Origin of the sequence: Actinoplanes couchii (assembly GCF_016862075.1) — a bacterium.
In the GTDB taxonomy this organism is placed as follows: Bacteria; Actinomycetota; Actinomycetes; order Mycobacteriales; family Micromonosporaceae; genus Actinoplanes; species Actinoplanes couchii.
In genome coordinates, this window is the sequence record NZ_BOMG01000103.1 from 112,566 (window position 1) to 128,686 (window position 16,121).

A 16,121-nucleotide genomic window follows, 5' to 3' on the forward strand; every position below is an offset into this window, starting at 1 on the left:
GGTTCCCAGGGGTCTGAGCGAGAGGTGGGCGGCATTGACGGTCTTGACTGTTCGGCAGGTTGGCGGCAACGTGCCGGACATGAGGATCTCTCGTCGCACGTTGATCACCACCGCAGCGACCGCAGCCACCTCCGTCACCGCCGCCGGAACGGGAGCCGCCTTGTCCGCGACACCTGCTGAAGCTCAGGCCCGGAAGGTGGTGCGACCACCCGCTCTGAAGCCCGGCGACCGGGTCCGGGTCGTCGCCCCGGCCGGCGTGCCGGACACCCGGCTGGCCCGCGGCATCCAGATCCTGGAGAGTTTCGGGCTGGTCGTCGAGCCGGGCGCCCACCTCTACGACCGCTTCGGATACTTCGCCGGCACCGACGCCGACCGGCTCGCCGACCTCAACGCGGCCTTCCGCGACCCCGGCATCAAGGGCGTCTTCGCGGCCCGCGGCGGTTACGGCACCCAGCGGATCATCGACGGGCTGGACCTGGCGGCGGTTCGCCGGGATCCGCGGGTCTTCGTCGGTTTCAGCGACCTGACCGTGCTCAGCGGGCGAGTGTGGAACGCTGCGCGGTTGGTCACCTTTTACGGCCCGATGGTGAACTGGACCGACTCGCGCACCGGGCCCGTGGAGATCGAGTCGCTCCGCAAGGCGATCATGACCGACGAGCCGATCACACTGACCAGCGATCCGGCCGAGCCCAGCGCCGCGGTCTCGGCCCCCGGCACGGCGACCGGCACCCTGCTCGGCGGCAACCTGACCATGCTGCAGACCAGCATCGACACGAAGGATCTGCCGGATCTGCGGGGCGCGATCCTGGTCTTCGAGGACACCGATGAGGCGCCGTACAGCTATGACCGGATGTTGACCCATCTGATCCGGGCCGGCGCGCTGCGGAAGATCGCGGGGGTGGCGATCGGCCAGTTCACCAACGCTCCGGTGACGAGCGGGCAGTGGACGGCCGCCCAGGCGGTGCAGGACCGGCTCGGAGACTTGGGCGTCCCGGTGCTGGGTGGTCTGCGGATCGGTCACGGTAACGGTCAACTCACTGTGCCCCTCGGAACCCGGGCCACCATCGACACGGCGACCGGGACGCTGACGGTACAGCCGGGAGTCGTCGTTTAGATCCGGGCCTGTGGATAACTTCCCGCTGTGGACAACGCCCGGCCCGCCCCGCGGATCTGTCTACGCTGGACCGACCAACGGCGGTGACGGGAGGACTCGGAGACATGGCGAGCAGAGACAGACAGCGCTCCCTGCAGCGGGTGACCCTGATGATCGCGGACGAGGCGACCTTCCGACTGCTCAGCGAGAGTTATGCGTCGTTCGTGTGGTCGCCCGACCAGCACGAGGAGTATCTGGACTCCCACGACGGCGCGGTCGAGAAGAGTCGCCGGGCCGGCGGGCTGCTGCATCTGGGCCGGTTCGACCACGACGACTATCTGGACTTCTGCGAGGCAGACGGGTTGCCACCGGACAGCGGGGCCTCCCGGTCGGCGTATGCGGTGTGGTGCAGCGAGACCGGCATGGCGAAGGAGTGGGAGGGGTCGGTCCGCGACCTGCTGGTGAGCGCAAGCCTTCTCGACGCCGTCGGTTCGGATGTCGACGCGGCCGTCTCGGCGGCCGGCAAGGTCGTCGACGAGCTGACGGATCTGATGCTGACGGCGCCACCCGGCTCGGGCAGTGTCACCGTGACGGTCAGCGCACCCGGCGACGAGGTCACGACCGTGGTGTTCCCGTGGGAGCAGGCCCGGACCGAGCTTCGGGTCAACCGGCCGTTCGACGTGCTGTTCGCCGCTGTCACCGCCGGGGTGGCCAACGGGGGTGGGCTGATCGTCCGGCTCCCGACCGGGGTCGTTCTGGACGGGGCTGTGCCTCAGACCCGGGTTCTCGGCTGGCGTCTGGGCCATCACGACGCCACCGAGATCCCGGAGGCGGAGCTGTTCAACGCCTTCTGCACCGATGCCACCACCGGTGACCTGTTGCCACCTGAGTTCGGGACTGTCTATGGCCGCGCTTGAGCAGCGCGGGTTTTCAACTCGCGGCTTTGATCTCTGTCATTTCGTGGTGCCGGTTGGTTGCGGTGCTGAGAAATGCTGTCGCTGCTGGTGGTAGCGCAGCTGGGGTGATGGCGGTGCCGTGTCGGTGCAGGATCTGCAGGATCTGCCGGATCGCGGTGACGGCTCGGCGGATGGTGCCGGGGTGGGAGTGGAACAGCACGGCGAGGACGTCAGGGAGTGGTTGCAGTCGTCGGTTCAGGACGGTGGCCAGGACCCGGTCGGGGAAACCGAGTTGGAGCGGGCGTCCGGATCGCGGGAGTTGTGGTTTCTTGCCTGCGGCGAGGGCGTGTTGTCGACGCGGTCGGCCCCGGCCCGATCGCTGTACCCGAGTGTTCGGGAGTTGCGGAGCCGGAGCCGATCCACGCGATCCGACCGGTCAGCGCACACCGCCCAGCTTGCGGTCCGGATGGTTCCCATGAGCAGGCCGGCCGGTCGCGGGACGGCCGCGCTGGGAAGCCAGGAGCAGGGCGGCCACGACGATCTGGATCATGAGTACGGCTGCCTGGGTCGCGGGTGACTTGACGGTCAGCAGGGCCATGGTGGTGTTGACGCCGAAGTGGACCGCGATCGACGCGATGACGCCGGCCGACTCGTACGCGTAGCCGGTCAGCAGGGCCATGGGGAAGACGCTGAGGGTGAACAGCAGGCCGCTCCAGCTGAACAGACCGAGTTCGTTCTGCACGGTGCCGGTGATGAAGAACAGCGGCAGGTGCCAGACCGCCCAGGCGGCGCCGAGCACCAGACCCGTCTGGAGACGGTTCATCGTGGCGCGCAGCCGTGGGTAGGCCGTACCGCGCCATCCTGGTTCTTCGGCGATGGGCCCGGCGATGAGCATGCTGATCAGGAACGGCACCGGTCCCCCGGCTGTGGCGACGAGGTCGCGGCCGCCGGTCAGGTCCACCGCGGGACCACCGAGGGCCGCCGCGAGCAGTGCGGCACCCGCCACGGTCGCCACCGCCAGGACGAGCAGCGGCAGCGCCAGCAGCAGCCGTCCGCCCTGCCGTAGCCGCACGGTGTGGTCCGGTACGGGTTCGCGGCGGTGGGCCCGCCGGATCCGGACCGCGATGGCACCGAATACCGGGCCGAAGCCGCCGAGCAGGTACGGGATGGCGGTGGGGAAGCTCGTCGGCTCGCCGCCGATGGCGATCGCGGTGAGCCAGCACGCCAGGGTGGTGGTGAACGTGACGGCCCAGAACAGCGCGAGGCCGCTACGTCGGCGTACCGGAGAAGGGGTGGTCAAGGGGTTGGTCCTTTCAAGGAGGTGTGCAGCCATGTGGTGATCCGGGTGAGCAGCTCGGGGTCGACCGGCCGGCGCAGTTGCCGGGAGTAGGTGCGTAACGAGGCGGGTCCGGGGTCGCGGCGCAGCAGGTGGGTCAGGTCGCCGACGCGGTGGATCTCTGCTCGGCCCGGGACGAGGCGGTGGATGGCGTCCAGGTCCGTGGGGTCGACCTGGAGATCCTTGCCGCCGGTGACGGCCAGGACGGGAACCCGGATGTTCGCCAGGTCCGGCCGTGGATCGTGGGTGAGCAGTTCGCGCATCCAGCGGGCGTTGACCGGCATGCCGGCGACGCGGGCGACGTCGGAGCTGGTCGCTTGGACCCGGGCGAGATACCGAGTGAACAGCGACAACAGCGGCTTTCGTACGAGCGGGGGCAGGCTGTCGGCGATCATGTCCGCTTGGTGGCGCAGCGCCTCCTCACCGGTACGGGCGAATCCGGCCAGCAGCACCACCGCCGCGACCGCCGGACTCGCATCCGGGGACTGCGCTCCGAGCGCCATGGCATGGACGGCGCCCTCGCTGTGCCCGACGACACCGATGGCGCCGGCCTGGATGTCGGGCCGGGCCGCGAGGGCCCGTAGCGCGGCGGCGGCGTCGCGGCGCGTGTCGATGAAGCCGGTCGATCGCCAGTCTCCGGGTGTGGCGCCGACACCGCGCCGGTCGTACCGCAACGTCGCGATGCCGTGCCGCGCGAGCACGGCGGCGAGTGACGGGCCGAGATCCAGCCGCTGCCGGCGGGTGTTGCCGTCGCGGTCCAGCGGGCCGGAGCCGTGCAACAGCAGGACGGCCGGGTGCGGGCCGGGCCCGCCGGGCCGCGTCAGTGTGCCGGCCAGGAGCAGTCCGTCGTGCGCCTCGGCCGTCATCTCGACTTCCGGCATGACCCGCCTCTCACCCATTCGTCCTGGCCACTCTCACTTTTGAGAACGTTATCATAATTGATAGCATTATCGTATGTGGGAGGATGACGTCATGGCAAGCGCGGACGTCCTGCTGCATCCGGTCCGGATGCGCATCCTGCAAGCGCTGTTCGGTACCGACCCGATGACCACGAGCCGGCTGCGTGAACGCCTGCCCGACATCGCACCGGCCACGATGTACCGCCACATCGCAGTTCTGGTCACCGCGGGCGTCCTGGAGGTGGTGGACGAGAGGCGGGTCCGCGGCACTGTGGAACGCAGCTACCGGGTGAGCCAGGAGCAGGGCAGAATCGATCCGGCGGCCAGGGCGGCGATGACCCGCGAGGATCACCGGCAGGCGTTCACCACGTTCGCGGCATCCCTGATGAGCGACTTCGACCGCTACCTCACCCACGACGACGCCGACCCGCAGCGGGACGGCGTGGTCTACCGGCAGGCCGCGGTGCGGCTGACCGACGAGGAGTTCGCCACGATGGTCGCCGAGATCGAACACGCGGTCGTCTCACGGGCCGGCAACACCCAGGACGGCAGCCGGATTCGCCGCATCGTCAGCCTCGTCGTCGTCCCCGACGAGCCGAAGACGTGACCGGGGCCGGCCCCGAGCTGGACGATGGAGCGTCACCCCGGCGCGGCTGAGGAGTTAGGCCCATGTGAATGATTTTGTCGCTCGGGTTCTCGCCTTCGTGCTGCGTGCTGTCGGAACGATCTATTGGTTCGTGTGGAAGAGACACGTGCTGAAGTGAGCCGGCGGGGTCGCCGCCGAATCGGCTTCGGCAGCCGAATTCGGTGACGGCGGCCCCGCCGGCTCGGGCCCCGGCGACAGCCTTGCGAGGGTCAGACCAAAACGATGATCAGGGTGATCAGGGCTACTACCAGCAGGGCGCCCAGCACCCAGCCGAGGAGCAGGCCGCCGGGTGAGCCGGCTCGGGAGCGCCAGGACGGGACGACCGCCACCACGATCAGGATCACCAGGTAGAGCAGCGCTACCAGGAACAACGCGGGGAGGAAGCTCAGGGCCACTGCTGTGCCGGTGCCTTCGTCGCCGAAACGGCTGGCCGCCAGCAGCACGACGGTCAGGATCAGGAAGATCGCCAGCTGACCGATCGCCCCGATCCCCAGGTTGCGGCGGAACGACCCGGTGGTCGTTGCAGTGGTCATCGTCATCTCCCGGGGTGCAGTGGGCCGGGGTGGCCCGTCACCTGAGAGGACGTACGGGAACAGCGATGATTCAGAGAGTGCGCTCCAACATCGTGCGGACCGTTTCCGACGAGTGGCCGGTCAGCTTCTCCAAAGTGGGGTCGGTGGCCGCGAACTCGCCACGCCGGGCGGCGCGGAACATGCCCAGGGTGAACTCGGCGGCGATACGCGGAAGTCCGCGCTCTACCGCCGACGCCACCCATTCCTCGTCGTCCGTGACCACGTGCCGGATCTCCCGGCCGGTGATCTCGCTCGCGATCGCGGCGACCGCAGCGAAGTCGAGGGTCGAGGACGCGGTCAGGGGTGGGGTGGGACCGGAGAAGGCGGAACTGGTGGTCAGCAGGGTGGCGGCTGCGGTGGCGAGGTCGTCGTGGCCGGTCCAGGAGACGGGGGCGTCTGCGGGGACGGCCAGGATGCCGCTGGTCAGGGCCTGGTCCAGGTAGTAGGTGAGGGTGCTGGAATAGAAGCCGTTGCGTAGGGCCAGCCACGGAACGCCGGTTGCGGCCAGGTGTTGCTCGGTTCGGGCGTGGGTGATCATCGGCGGGAACAGGGAGTCCTTCGCGGCGCCCTGGTGGCTGGTGTAGAGGATTCGGCGGGCTCCGGCTGCCACGGCGGCGTCGATCGCGGCCAGGTTGGCGTCCACCGCGCCGGCGCCCCGGATCGCGGCGCTGATCACGAGTACCTGGTCGGCGCCTTCGAAAGCGTGCGTGAGGGTTGCCGGGTCGGTGAAGTCGCCCCGGCGGACCCGGACACCGCGGGCTTCGAGGTCTGCCGCCTTGGTGACGTCGGTGACGCTGACGCCGAGTTCGGTGGCGGCCATCCGCTGCAGGACCTGGTCGACGATGCGTGAGCCGAGTTGGCCGGTGGCTCCGGTGATGACGATCATGAGGGCTCCCCTGGTGATTTCGTTGCTAACACCACGACGTTAGCACTGATTTTTCCGGGGATAACAAGAGACTGTTATCATCGATACATGGAGCTTGCCGAAGACACCCGGGCGCGTATCGTCAGCGCGGCCGCTGAGATTCTGCGTGAGCAGGGGGCCCGCGCCGTCACCACCAGGGCCGTCGCTCAGGCCGCTCGGGTGCAGGCGCCGACCATCTATCGGCTGTTCACCGACAAGGACGGGCTGCTCGATGCGGTTGCCGAGCATGTGATGGCTGCCTACGTGGCGGCCAAGAGCACCGCGGGGCCCGATCCCGATCCGGTGGCGGATCTGCGGGCGGGGTGGCAGGCCCAGATCGAATTCGGACTGACCAACCCTTGGCTGTACGAGTTGATGACCAGCCCGGCACGAGCCGAGCGCTCCCCCGCCACCGCCGCCGGAGTCGACGTGCTGCGGGCGAAAGTGCACCGGCTCGCTGCCGCCGGACTGTTGTGTGTCGACGAGAACCGGGCCGTCGCGATGATCCACGCGGCCGGGTCCGGAGCGGTGCGCACTCTGCTCGGCATACCGCCTGAGCAGCGGGATCCGGGGCTGGCCGACCAGATGTACGACGCGATCGCCGCGAGCATCCTGACCGATGCTCCGGTGACCCCGGCGAACGATGCCGGGGCCGTCGCGGTCACGTTCGCGACCGTGCTGCCCGCTCTGCCCGGGCTCACCGATGCGGAACGCGCGCTGATGGCCGAGTGGCTCAGCCGGTCGATGGCGGCGTTCGGCGAGCGGAGCTCTTGACGTACCGCAGCAATGGCAGTTGACCACCGGCCATCAGTGACCGGCGGGCCGACCGCTCGCACCGCCGGATTCGAATCACGATGCGAGCGGGGCGGCCCGGGCGTCTCAGTCCGGGAAGGAGTCGGGGTCTACGTCGGAGGAGGTGGCGTTGCCGCCCAGGCGGGCTGCCAGGCTGATGCTCCAGACCGTGTACTGGCGGGACGTCGTGGTGAACTTGAAGCTGGAGTCGAACTTGCTGAACTCGCAGTTTCTGGTGAAGCGTTTGCCGTCCCAGTCGTTTCCGGACGCCAGGTAGATCTGGTAGGTGCCGTCCTTGATCCGGCCGGTGGTCACCTTCTTCTTCGCGCGGACGTAGATCGCCACGGCCGGCTTCTTGGCGCCCGACTTCACCAGCTTGATCACGGTGTCCTCGGCGTTGCCGTTGTCGGTCTTGAGCTGGCCGCTGCCCCCGGTCGTCCGGGACAGGTAGCTGCCGTTGCCCTTGCGGCGGTTGGTGTCCTTCGTGACCGCGGGCAGGAACGAACCGAACTTGTAGCCGGAACCGAGCGCCTTGACCGCGGTCCGCAGATCGGCCGAGGCTTCGGCACGGCTGAGCGCGGCGACCGCCGAACTGCCGGCGCAGACACTGCGGCTGCTCGCCGAACCGGAGACCGAGTTCGCCGCGTCCTCCAGGGCGTACAGCGCGGACACCAGGTCACTGTGCGCGGCGGTGGCCTCGGCCGGCACCGCGAGCGACGACAGGTAGGACGCCTGCAGACGGGCCGTCTCGACGAGATCGTCGGCGGCCGTGCCCACAGCGCGTGGTGTGGTGGCCTTCCGCAGCGCGGCGAGACCGGCGGTGAGTTTGCCGTTCGCCTCGTTGAGTGTGGACTGGAACGACTGCGGATCCAGCAGCGGAACGGCAGCGACGGTCGGCGATGCCGACGGGGTCGCGCCCGTGGTGGTGGTGCCGCCCACGGCGGTGCGGCTGCCGGTCGAGGCGTCGCTGTCCTTGAACAGGGTGGGCACCAGGCAGATGCCGCCGACCAGGATGACACCCGCGGCGACGGCGATGATCTTCACACGGGAGTTGCGGGAGCCGGCCGACGGCGCGGCGGCAGCGGTGACGACCCGCACCCCGACCGACACCGTCCGGGTGGTGGGTGTGCCGGTGGCCGGATCGACCCAGGGCAGTTCGACGTTCTGCACCATGCCGTCCCGGGATCCGGGCGGAAAATAGATCAGGACGGCAGTGCCGTCCGGCGGCGCGTTGATCGTCTTCGCGGTGCCTCCGGCGGCCTCGGCCGCACTCAACTCGACGACGACGTCTGCCGGCCTCTGCGCGTAGTAACCCCCCGCATTCACGTCCATACGTCGAGTATTGGCGGGGCATGCAAGGAAGTCCATCGAGCTGCACAGATCTGACCGTTCGGCGGCGTGGCACCATGGCCGGATGTCCTATCTGCTGAACGCGGCCATCGGGTCGTTCGACCTTCTGCGGCGGGTGTCCACCGACGACGTCGTTCCGCTGCGGCAGCGGATGGGGATGGTTCTGCTCGACGGCGACCTCCCGCCCCACCCCGGGACGCTCGACGGCGACCTTCCGTCCTACCCGGGGACGATCGCGCATGTGGAGGCGAGCTTCCACGGCGGGGACGGTGATCAGAATGCGTCACTGTGGCGGGACGGGGAACGGATCTGGGGGCCGTTGTACGCCACCGAGTTCCCCGATGACCGCCGGGACGAGTGGCCGATCAACGCCGTGCTCGCCCGCCTCGGGGTGGTGCTCGAACCACGGGCGGATCGCTCGGCGTACCACGATCTGTTCGTCGAAGTGGGTTTCGGCGCCGAAGGCGATCACCACTGCTGGCGGAAGTGTGCCGAGGCGGCCCGCGAGTTCGCCACCTGGGACGACTGGCACGCGGCGGAGCAGGCGCGGATCGAGGCCGCCGCGCGCGAGGCGGCCGAACGCGCGAGGTACACCCGGCTGATCGGCGTCGAGGTGCCGCTCGACGGCCGGGAGGTGATGCGGATCCTCGGCATCCCGGCCGGGCAGCAGGTCGGCGTGGCTGTCCGCCACCTGCAGAATCTCCGGCTCGAACGCGGCGCGCTCTCCCGCGAGGAGGCAGTCGCCGCTCTGAAGAACTGGAACAGCACCGAGAAAACGATCACCACCCGGAAGAACTGAGACAACGCCAAGGAGACGATCACCACCCGGAAAAGCGGGCCGGAAGGAGCGGGACAGTGTCACGGCTCGTCGTGCGGAAGCAGGTTGATCAAGGTGATGGTGTCGAGGATGCGATGCCAGTCGAGATCGGTCAGCGGGCGGCCGGCCAGTGAGCCCGTGGCGGCCATCGCGGCCAGCAGCGCCGCACGGTCGACGCCCAGCCTGGTGACCTCGGTCTGAAAACGGGCACCCCGGGCGAAGCCCACCAGCGACTCCGGCAGCGGATCACCGTCATCATTGTCGGTCAAGCTCACCGTCAGGCGCGCACCCAGGGCGGAGGCGAGGCTGCTCACCGCGGACAGCGTCGGGTTGCCCCGCCCGTTCTCCAGGTTCGCGATGTAGGGCACCGACAGCCCGGCCTCCGCGGCGACCGACGCGATGGTGCGACCGGCGGCCGTCCTCCTGTGGCGCAGCAGCGCCCCCAACTCGACTATCTTCACAGAACAAATCTTGCCACAAACTATTCTGTACGGATAACGTGCCGCGTCATGTGGGACACCCTCGTGCACCACCGGCCCTTCCGCCGACTGTGGATCGCCGCCACCATCGACGCCGCCGGGACCTGGCTGCTGGTGATGGCGGTGCCGCTGCACGTCTATACGATCACCGGGTCGGCCACGTCGACCGGAGTGGCGCTGGCCGTCCAGGCGCTGCCCGCCGTCATGATCGGCCCCTGGGCGGGAGTGCTGATCGACAGGTGGCCGCGCCGGATCGTGTTCGTGGTCGCCAACATCGTGGCGGCACTGGGCGTGAGCGTCCTGCTGCCGGCCACCACCGCCGACCGGATCGGTTTCGTCTACCCGGCGCTGGTGATCGAGAACATCGCCGTGTGTTTCCTGCGCCCGGCCCTACAGGCGACGATTCCCGCGACCGTTACCGATCAGTCCACCCGAGCCTCGGCGAACGCGTTGCTGGCGCTCTCGCACAGTGTGCTGCGGATATGCGGGCCGCTGGCCGGCACCTACCTCACCGCGTCCGGCTGGTTCGCCGCGGCGGTCGCCGTCGACGTGGCTGGTTATCTGACCGCCGCGGCGATCCTGGCCACCCTCAAGATCACCCCGGTTGCGGTACGCGGTGACGACCAGCACCCCGGCACGTGGACTCCGGCACTGACCGCCCTGCTCGTGAGCAGCTGGCTCTACTGGACCGCGAACGCGGCGCTGACCGCACTGCTGGTCCCGTTCGCCGTCGACAGGTTGCATGGTGACGGCCAGACGGTGGGCCACCTGATCACCGGGCTCGGCATCGGTTACCTGTGCGGGGCCGCCGCCAGCAGAAGTCTGCTCCTGCGCCGGCCGGCCCGGAACCTGATCGCCGGATCGTACGCGCTGGTCGGCCTGTCCTTCCTGTTCTTGTTCACTGCCGGGACCATGACCGTGGCGCTGCTCGCGATCACCGTGGCCGGCATTCCCGGAGCGGTGGCCGGCGTCGCCACCACCCATCACGTCCAGAGCAGCGCCCCGCCCGAGGCCCTGGGCCGGGTGTCGGCCGTCTTCATGACCAGCGACGCGGTGGCCGCGGTCGCCGGAGCACTGGCCGCTCCGATGGCGGTCGCGGTCGCCGGGCTGCCCGCCGCGCTGATCATGCTGAGCGGTGCGGTCCTGCTGGCGGCGGTGTCCGCAATGAATCAGCCCGGGCCGAGAAGATGGCCCGTTCGGCGGCGTTCCGGGTCAGTGCGGCGGCCCTGACGAACTCGGCGTGCGCCTCGGCGCTCCGGCCCAGTCTGGCCAGGAGGTCGCCGCGGACCGCCGGGAGCAGCGCATATCCGGGCAGTGTCAGGGTGTCGACGATGGCCAGGGCCCGCTCCGGCCCGGACGCGTGACCGACGGCCACCGCGCGATTCAACTCCACCACCGGCGACGGGGCGACGTAGGCCAGCACCTGGTACAACGTCGCGATCCGGTCCCAGTCGGTGTCGCCGGGTTCCGCTGCCCGGGCGTGACAGGCCGCGATCGCCGCCTGCAGCGCGTAGGGCCCGAACGTCCCCTCGGTACGCGCCAGCGCCGCCAGCCCCCGGCGGACGAGCAGCCGGTCCCAGCGCCGCCGGTCCTGGTCCTGCAACAGGATCGGGGAACCGTCGGCGGCGGTCCGGGCCGGGATCCGGGACGCCTGCAGCTCCATCAGCGCGACCAGCCCGTGCACCTCCGGTTCGGCGGGGGCGAGACCGGCCAGGATCCGGCCCAGCCGCAGAGCCTCGGCACACAGCTCGGGGCGGGTCCAGTCGTCGCCGCCGGTCGCCGCGTACCCCTCGTTGAAGATCAGGTAGATGACTTCGAGGACCGTGGCCAGCCGGTGCGCCGCCTCGGCCGGCGGCGGCAGTTCGATCGGCACTCGCCGCTCGGCGAGGGCCCGCTTGGCCCGGGTGATCCGTTTGCCGACGGTGTCCGGCGGCACCAGGTAGGCGCGGGCGATCTCGTCGGTGGTGAGCCCGCCGAGCAGCCGCAGCGTCAGCGCCACCCGCGACTCGGCGGCCAGCACCGGATGACACGTCGTGAAGATCAGCCGCAGCAGGTCGTCGCCGACGTAGTCGTCCAGATTTGGTTCGGCCGTCTCCGGCGGCGGCAGGAGGCCGAGTTTCTCCTGGTAGCGGCGCTGCCGGCGGAGCAGGTCGAGGGCCCGGTGCTTGGCGGTGGCGGTCAGCCACGACGCCGGATGGCCGGGCACCCCGTCGACCGGCCAGCGTTCCAGCGCGACGACCATGGTGTCCTGCGCCAACTCCTCGGCCAGCCCCAGGTCGCCGACCATCCGGGCGAGAGTGGCGACGATCCGCGCGGACTCCATCCGCCAGACCGTCGCCACGACATCGTGCGGGTTCATCGTGCTCGGTCGTCGTTATCGGTCGTCGTTATCGTCAGAGGACCGCAAGGACCTCGGCCTCACCCGTCCACTCCGGCCAGAAATCCCGGTGCAGCACGAGGAACCGGGAGGCCCACTCGACGGCCTCCTCCTTGGATCGGACCTCGTACAGGGCGTAGCTGATCGTCTCCTTCGCCTCGGTGAACGGCCCGTCGACCGCGGTGATCAGCCCCTCGGCCAGGGACACCCGGGCGCCTGCCGCGCTCGGCGCCAGCCCGGCGGTGTCCAGCAGCGCCCCGGCGGCCACGGCGTCACCGCCCAGCTTCATGATCGCCTCCATCAGGCCGGCCGGAGGTTCGGTCGCGGGCTGCTCGGCCTTCAGGATCATCAGGTATCGCATGGTGGGATCCTCCCGGATTCAGACGGTCGCGCGGTGGAAGTGGACGCAGATCAAGGCCAGCCAGCCCTGGACGAGCAGCACGGCCGCCACGAACACCAGGGTCACCGGCCCGTGCGACCCGCTGGCGATCCCGGCGAAGGCGCCGAAGAAGAACACACCGACAAACCTGGAGAACCACGCGATCGCCGTACGCCCCTCGCGCGCGAACCGTGCCCCGAGCACCAGACAGGCCCCGATCATGCAGAGGAACCCGACCCCACCCACGGCGAGATGCAGCATCCCGTGCCAGCTGACGGCACCGGCCTCCGGGGTGCCGACCGGAAACCCTTGCGCCGGGTCGGCGATGAAGATCCCGGCCGCGACCAGCCCGATCCCGTATCCACCGACCAGCGCCGGCGCCAACCGGGAGTCCAGCGCACGCCGGAGCCCGACGGCGGCGGCGATGGTCATCAGCCCGGTGAGCACGAAGTTGGCGATCTGGATCCACCCGAGATCCCCGTTGGCCAGCAGGCTCCAGGAGTGCCGGTCCAGCCGGAACCCGTCCCGGGTGAGCGCCTGGGCCAGGCTGACGATCACATAGAACGGCCCGGCGATCACCCCGTACCCCAGCAGTGACCGGGTGATCCGCCCGGCCGGCGAACACGTCTGAACTGTCATCACGTTCTCCTCGTTTCGTGGTCCACATCCAGACCACGAACGGGCGGACCGCTTTCGGACACCACCCGGCAATTATTTTCGAGCCGGGTCACCCGCGCCCCCGATTGCCGGATCAGCTCGCTGGTGAATCGGTCAGGGCCGGGTGCGGCTTCCGGTCCGCGGAGCGGCTCCACAACGTCAGGCTCAGCAGGGTCAGGATCGCGGAGAGGGCTGCGAGCAGGGCGGTTGCCGGGCGGTAGCCGAGCCACTCGCCGACCGGCGGCATCAGGGCGGTGCCCAGCGGGATGGTGGAGAAGGCGATCAGGCGCTTCATGCTCAGGATTCGGGCTCGGGAAGCCGGTGGGGCCGCGTTCAGCCAGGCCTGGCCGCCGGCTGCCACCAGGACGGCGAACAACGCCCCGGACACCAGCAACGCCACCACCGGCAACCACGGGGATGCCAGGACAGCGGCTCCCGCCAGTGTTGCGCAGATCAGCAGGTGGGCCGCGGTGGCCTGGAGCAGGGCCCGGCGATCGCTCGGCTCGGTGCGGCGGGCGGCGATCACCGCACCGCCGGCCAGCATTCCGACGGCGTAGGCGGCCAGGGCCCGGCTGGACCAGACCGCGGTGATCGGGCCGGGTTCGAGCAGTTCGGCGTACCAGAGGGGCAGCATGGCCAGGACCGGGGACACGGCCAGGTTGCTCCAGGCGCCGAAAGCCAGGAGATATCGCAGGTCGGCACGGTCGGTGATGAAGCGCCAGGTCTCCCGGGCAGACAAACCCGAGGCCGCGGTACGGGTGGGTCGCGGCGCGTCGGCCGCGGCGCCGGAACGGAGGGTGGCTACCAGGGCCGGTAGGAGCAGCAGCAGGGCCGCGCCCACCACGGCCAGGGGGCGGCCGATATCGATCAGGCCGCCGGCGAACACCGGGGAGATGATGCGGTCCAGGTGGCGGTGGGACTGACCGAGCAGGGACAGCCGCCGCCGGGACCAGTGTGCGGGAGCCACGTCCACGGTCATCGTCTCCACCGCGGCCAGGTAGATGACCTCGGCCACCGACACGGCCAGGAACAGCAGCGCCCCGGCGCCGAGGGCCGCGGCGGCTGCTCGCCACCCTCGACATGGATCCGGCCCTGCTCGACCTGCTCGGCACGCTGCGGCGGGCCGGCGAGCCCTACGCGCTGTCCACCCGGGAGCTGGCCGAGCACACCCTGGTCACCCCGGCCGCGATCTCACAGCGGCTGACCCGGGCCGAGCAGCAGGGCTGGGTGGTGCGTGAGCCGGCGCCCCAGCGGCGGGTGATCGTGCGGCTCACCGGCGCCGGGCGGCAGATCATCGACGACATCGCCGGGCGCATCTTCGACCGGGAGAACGAACTGCTCGCCGGGCTCTCCCCCGAGCAGCGCGCGGCTCTCGCCGCAAACCTGGAACGGTTGGTACTGGCGGTCGCGGATCCCGGGCCCATCGATGCGGCGTTCGGACCGGAACGGTGATTCCGGGGTGGTGGAACGGTTGGATAGCGTGCCGTTCGTAAACTCGACGAAACGGAAACCCATGCTGAACAGCATTGTTCGTGGCCTTCTCACGGGCACACTCGTCCTCGGCGGCATCGCGGTCGCGGCACCCGCCGAAGCGGCGCCGAAGACGTTCAAGAACTGCACGGCGCTGAACAAGACGTACAAGCACGGCGTGGGCCGTAAGGGCGCCAAGGACAAGGTCCGCGGCTCGACCAGGCCGGTCACCAACTTCAAGGTGTCGACGGCGCTCTACAACGCCAACAAGAAGATGGACCGCGACAAGGACGGCGTGGCCTGCGAGAAGCGCTGACAGATCGGCCGCTGCCACCCGTCGGGACACGGGTGGCAGCGGCCTTTTCCGAACGGATTCCCGGAACGGAAGTCAGCGCAGCGCGGGCAGAATCGTCTCGGCGACCCGGTAGGCCTCTTCCAGCAACGGATTGCCGGAGAGAATGAACGTGTCGACGCCGAGCGCCTCGAATTCCTTCAACCGTTCGACGACCTGTTTCGTGCTGCCGACCACGGCGGTTCCCGGGCCGGGACGGAACAGGCCCATTCCCGGCCACAGGTTGGGTGAGGTCTCCAGCTCGCGAGCCCGGGCCGGGACACGGCCGCCGTGCTGGCGGAACTGTCGCCGCCAGCCCTCGCCGTCGTTCTCCTGGTGCACCCCCAACTGCCGGGCGTACGTTTCCGGGCTGGTCACGTCGAGCAGCCGGTCGGCGGCCGCCCACGCCTCGTCCTCGGTGTCCCGCACGATCAGGTGCAGCCGCAGCCCGAACCGCAGGGTCCGGCCGTGCACGGCGGCCCGCTCCCGGACCCGGGTCAGCTTCTCGGCCAGCTGCTCGACGGGCTCACCCCAGGTCAGGTAGACGTCGACCTGCTGGGCGGCCACCTCGATACCGGCCGGGGACGAGCCGCCGAACCACAGCGGCACCCCGCCCTCCTGCAGCGGCGGCAGGTCCCGGAAGTCCGAGCCGGCGTCCTTCAGGTCATAGAACTTCCCCTTGTGGTCGAACACCTCGCCCGCGGTCAGGCGTTTGACGATGCCCCAGTACTCGGCGCTGAGTTCGTACCGTTCGTCGTGCTCGAGGGGTAGCCCGTACCGCCGCAGGGGCTCGGTCTGGCCGTTGACGACGTTGAACAGCAGCCGCGGGCCGAACAGGTGCTGGAAGGTGAGGGCCTGTTTGGCGAGCGTGACCGGCGACGTGAGCCCGGGGTGCACGGCCAGCAGCGGCTGGAACCGGGGGCTGGTGACCGCGGCGAGGGCGCTGCCGAGCGGCCACACGTCGTACTGGTCGGTGGCGAGCAGCGCGCCGTCGAAACCGAGCGAGTCCACCGCCCCGGCGAGGCGCTGCAGGTAGCCGAGGTCGGCGGGGCGGCGGCCTTCGGGCTCCCAGGGGTAGGGGCCCTCTTTGGGAATGATGTACCAGAGGACGTCGGCGGCCATC

General features: G+C 69.9%; 19 protein-coding genes and 1 pseudogene. 8 read left to right on the plus strand and 12 right to left on the minus strand.

The genetic code is table 11. The annotated features are described in order from the left end of the window. Nucleotides 1-79 precede the first annotated feature (79 nt). Nucleotides 80-1,114, plus strand: coding sequence for a S66 peptidase family protein (locus Aco03nite_RS41900; protein WP_203806660.1), 1,035 nt, complete (start codon nucleotides 80-82; stop codon nucleotides 1,112-1,114). Between the two features lie 104 nt (nucleotides 1,115-1,218). Further along, nucleotides 1,219-2,010: a DUF8829 domain-containing protein gene (locus Aco03nite_RS41905; RefSeq protein WP_203806662.1), complete on the plus strand. Its 792-nt coding sequence runs from the start codon at nucleotides 1,219-1,221 to the stop codon at nucleotides 2,008-2,010. Between the two features lie 13 nt (nucleotides 2,011-2,023). On the opposite strand, the pseudogene Aco03nite_RS55100 reads toward Aco03nite_RS41905, so the two are convergent. The 3 genes and pseudogenes from Aco03nite_RS55100 to Aco03nite_RS41915 form a co-directional block, all read right to left on the minus strand. Further along, nucleotides 2,024-2,347, minus strand: a pseudogene (locus Aco03nite_RS55100) (ISAzo13 family transposase); the annotation flags it as partial. A 78-nt stretch (nucleotides 2,348-2,425) separates the two neighbouring features. Further along, nucleotides 2,426-3,289, minus strand: a complete 864-nt coding sequence (locus Aco03nite_RS41910) for a CPBP family intramembrane glutamic endopeptidase (protein WP_203806664.1) — start codon at nucleotides 3,287-3,289, stop codon at nucleotides 2,426-2,428. After that, a complete protein-coding gene (locus tag Aco03nite_RS41915) occupies nucleotides 3,286-4,206 on the minus strand; it encodes an alpha/beta hydrolase family protein (RefSeq protein WP_203806666.1) in 921 nt (306 codons plus the stop codon). Before Aco03nite_RS41915 ends, Aco03nite_RS41910 begins: the two co-directional genes overlap by 4 nt. 91 nt (nucleotides 4,207-4,297) lie before the next feature. On the opposite strand from Aco03nite_RS41915, the gene Aco03nite_RS41920 reads away from it, so the two are divergent. After that, a complete protein-coding gene (locus Aco03nite_RS41920) occupies nucleotides 4,298-4,831 on the plus strand; it encodes a helix-turn-helix domain-containing protein (protein ID WP_203806668.1) in 534 nt (177 codons plus the stop codon). Nucleotides 4,832-5,079: 248 nt separating this feature from the next. Here Aco03nite_RS41920 and Aco03nite_RS41925 read toward each other — a convergent pair whose 3' ends face one another. Then, on the minus strand, nucleotides 5,080-5,403 hold the full coding sequence (locus Aco03nite_RS41925) for a hypothetical protein (RefSeq protein ID WP_203806670.1): 324 nt from the start codon (nucleotides 5,401-5,403) through the stop codon (nucleotides 5,080-5,082). 70 nt (nucleotides 5,404-5,473) lie between these two features. Continuing rightward, nucleotides 5,474-6,328 (minus strand): NAD(P)H-binding protein, encoded by an 855-nt coding sequence (locus Aco03nite_RS41930; protein WP_203806672.1) that lies wholly within the window; start codon nucleotides 6,326-6,328, stop codon nucleotides 5,474-5,476. Between the two features lie 87 nt (nucleotides 6,329-6,415). On the opposite strand from Aco03nite_RS41930, the gene Aco03nite_RS41935 reads away from it, so the two are divergent. Beyond that, on the plus strand, nucleotides 6,416-7,120 hold the full coding sequence (locus Aco03nite_RS41935) for a TetR/AcrR family transcriptional regulator (RefSeq protein ID WP_203806674.1): 705 nt from the start codon (nucleotides 6,416-6,418) through the stop codon (nucleotides 7,118-7,120). Nucleotides 7,121-7,225: 105 nt separating this feature from the next. Here the strand turns inward: Aco03nite_RS41935 and Aco03nite_RS41940 are convergent, their stop codons facing one another. Next, a complete protein-coding gene (locus Aco03nite_RS41940) occupies nucleotides 7,226-8,470 on the minus strand; it encodes a hypothetical protein (RefSeq protein ID WP_203806676.1) in 1,245 nt (414 codons plus the stop codon). Nucleotides 8,471-8,552: 82 nt separating this feature from the next. Between Aco03nite_RS41940 and Aco03nite_RS41945 the strand changes: the two genes are divergently transcribed. After that, on the plus strand, nucleotides 8,553-9,287 hold the full coding sequence (locus tag Aco03nite_RS41945) for a hypothetical protein (protein ID WP_203806678.1): 735 nt from the start codon (nucleotides 8,553-8,555) through the stop codon (nucleotides 9,285-9,287). 59 nt (nucleotides 9,288-9,346) lie between these two features. Here the strand turns inward: Aco03nite_RS41945 and Aco03nite_RS41950 are convergent, their stop codons facing one another. Further along, nucleotides 9,347-9,751, minus strand: a complete 405-nt coding sequence (locus Aco03nite_RS41950) for a helix-turn-helix domain-containing protein (RefSeq protein WP_203806680.1) — start codon at nucleotides 9,749-9,751, stop codon at nucleotides 9,347-9,349. 63 nt (nucleotides 9,752-9,814) lie between these two features. Here Aco03nite_RS41950 and Aco03nite_RS41955 point away from each other — a divergent pair, with 63 nt between their 5' ends. Next, nucleotides 9,815-11,014 carry an MFS transporter gene (locus tag Aco03nite_RS41955; RefSeq protein ID WP_203806682.1) on the plus strand — a complete coding sequence of 400 codons (1,200 nt, stop codon included), beginning with the start codon at nucleotides 9,815-9,817 and terminating at the stop codon, nucleotides 11,012-11,014. Here the strand turns inward: Aco03nite_RS41955 and Aco03nite_RS41960 are convergent. The 4 genes from Aco03nite_RS41960 to Aco03nite_RS41975 form a co-directional block, all read right to left on the minus strand. Continuing rightward, the gene (locus Aco03nite_RS41960; protein ID WP_239145888.1) at nucleotides 10,908-12,143 is read right to left on the minus strand and encodes an RNA polymerase sigma factor; all 1,236 of its coding nucleotides are present in this window, start codon (nucleotides 12,141-12,143) and stop codon (nucleotides 10,908-10,910) included. The genes Aco03nite_RS41955 and Aco03nite_RS41960 overlap by 107 nt on opposite strands. Nucleotides 12,144-12,177: 34 nt before the next feature. After that, on the minus strand, nucleotides 12,178-12,522 hold the full coding sequence (locus Aco03nite_RS41965; RefSeq protein ID WP_203806684.1) for a YciI family protein: 345 nt from the start codon (nucleotides 12,520-12,522) through the stop codon (nucleotides 12,178-12,180). A gap of 18 nt (nucleotides 12,523-12,540) precedes the next feature. Further along, complete coding sequence (locus tag Aco03nite_RS41970) at nucleotides 12,541-13,179, minus strand: DUF998 domain-containing protein (protein ID WP_203806687.1); 639 nt, start codon at nucleotides 13,177-13,179, stop codon at nucleotides 12,541-12,543. A gap of 112 nt (nucleotides 13,180-13,291) precedes the next feature. Continuing rightward, nucleotides 13,292-14,218: an MFS transporter gene (locus Aco03nite_RS41975; protein ID WP_203806689.1), complete on the minus strand. Its 927-nt coding sequence runs from the start codon at nucleotides 14,216-14,218 to the stop codon at nucleotides 13,292-13,294. 59 nt (nucleotides 14,219-14,277) lie between these two features. Here Aco03nite_RS41975 and Aco03nite_RS41980 point away from each other — a divergent pair, with 59 nt between their 5' ends. Continuing rightward, nucleotides 14,278-14,649 (plus strand): MarR family winged helix-turn-helix transcriptional regulator, encoded by a 372-nt coding sequence (locus Aco03nite_RS41980; RefSeq protein ID WP_203806691.1) that lies wholly within the window; start codon nucleotides 14,278-14,280, stop codon nucleotides 14,647-14,649. A gap of 61 nt (nucleotides 14,650-14,710) precedes the next feature. Next, nucleotides 14,711-14,983 carry an excalibur calcium-binding domain-containing protein gene (locus tag Aco03nite_RS41985; RefSeq protein WP_203806693.1) on the plus strand — a complete coding sequence of 91 codons (273 nt, stop codon included), beginning with the start codon at nucleotides 14,711-14,713 and terminating at the stop codon, nucleotides 14,981-14,983. Between the two features lie 72 nt (nucleotides 14,984-15,055). Here the strand turns inward: Aco03nite_RS41985 and Aco03nite_RS41990 are convergent, their stop codons facing one another. Continuing rightward, nucleotides 15,056-16,120, minus strand: coding sequence for an LLM class flavin-dependent oxidoreductase (locus tag Aco03nite_RS41990; RefSeq protein ID WP_203806695.1), 1,065 nt, complete (start codon nucleotides 16,118-16,120; stop codon nucleotides 15,056-15,058). Nucleotide 16,121: the final 1 nt, after the last annotated feature.

Excerpts from the sequence above, each read along its gene's own strand:
- Aco03nite_RS41990 (WP_203806695.1), bottom strand. The coding sequence starts at position 16,120 with ATGGCCGCCGACGTCCTCTGGTACATCATTCCCAAAGAGGGCCCCTAC.
- Aco03nite_RS41970 (WP_203806687.1), bottom strand. The coding sequence starts at position 13,179 with ATGACAGTTCAGACGTGTTCGCCGGCCGGGCGGATCACCCGGTCACTG.
- Aco03nite_RS41940 (WP_203806676.1), bottom strand. The coding sequence starts at position 8,470 with ATGGACGTGAATGCGGGGGGTTACTACGCGCAGAGGCCGGCAGACGTC.
- Aco03nite_RS41900 (WP_203806660.1), top strand. The coding sequence starts at position 80 with ATGAGGATCTCTCGTCGCACGTTGATCACCACCGCAGCGACCGCAGCC.
- Aco03nite_RS41930 (WP_203806672.1), bottom strand. The coding sequence starts at position 6,328 with ATGATCGTCATCACCGGAGCCACCGGCCAACTCGGCTCACGCATCGTC.
- Aco03nite_RS41945 (WP_203806678.1), top strand. The coding sequence starts at position 8,553 with ATGTCCTATCTGCTGAACGCGGCCATCGGGTCGTTCGACCTTCTGCGG.
- Aco03nite_RS41980 (WP_203806691.1), top strand. The coding sequence starts at position 14,278 with ATGGATCCGGCCCTGCTCGACCTGCTCGGCACGCTGCGGCGGGCCGGC.
- Aco03nite_RS41905 (WP_203806662.1), top strand. The coding sequence starts at position 1,219 with ATGGCGAGCAGAGACAGACAGCGCTCCCTGCAGCGGGTGACCCTGATG.
- Aco03nite_RS41935 (WP_203806674.1), top strand. The coding sequence starts at position 6,416 with ATGGAGCTTGCCGAAGACACCCGGGCGCGTATCGTCAGCGCGGCCGCT.
- Aco03nite_RS41915 (WP_203806666.1), bottom strand. The coding sequence starts at position 4,206 with ATGCCGGAAGTCGAGATGACGGCCGAGGCGCACGACGGACTGCTCCTG.
- Aco03nite_RS41925 (WP_203806670.1), bottom strand. The coding sequence starts at position 5,403 with ATGACCACTGCAACGACCACCGGGTCGTTCCGCCGCAACCTGGGGATC.
- Aco03nite_RS41960 (WP_239145888.1), bottom strand. The coding sequence starts at position 12,143 with ATGAACCCGCACGATGTCGTGGCGACGGTCTGGCGGATGGAGTCCGCG.
- Aco03nite_RS41985 (WP_203806693.1), top strand. The coding sequence starts at position 14,711 with ATGCTGAACAGCATTGTTCGTGGCCTTCTCACGGGCACACTCGTCCTC.
- Aco03nite_RS41920 (WP_203806668.1), top strand. The coding sequence starts at position 4,298 with ATGGCAAGCGCGGACGTCCTGCTGCATCCGGTCCGGATGCGCATCCTG.
- Aco03nite_RS41965 (WP_203806684.1), bottom strand. The coding sequence starts at position 12,522 with ATGCGATACCTGATGATCCTGAAGGCCGAGCAGCCCGCGACCGAACCT.
- Aco03nite_RS41955 (WP_203806682.1), top strand. The coding sequence starts at position 9,815 with ATGTGGGACACCCTCGTGCACCACCGGCCCTTCCGCCGACTGTGGATC.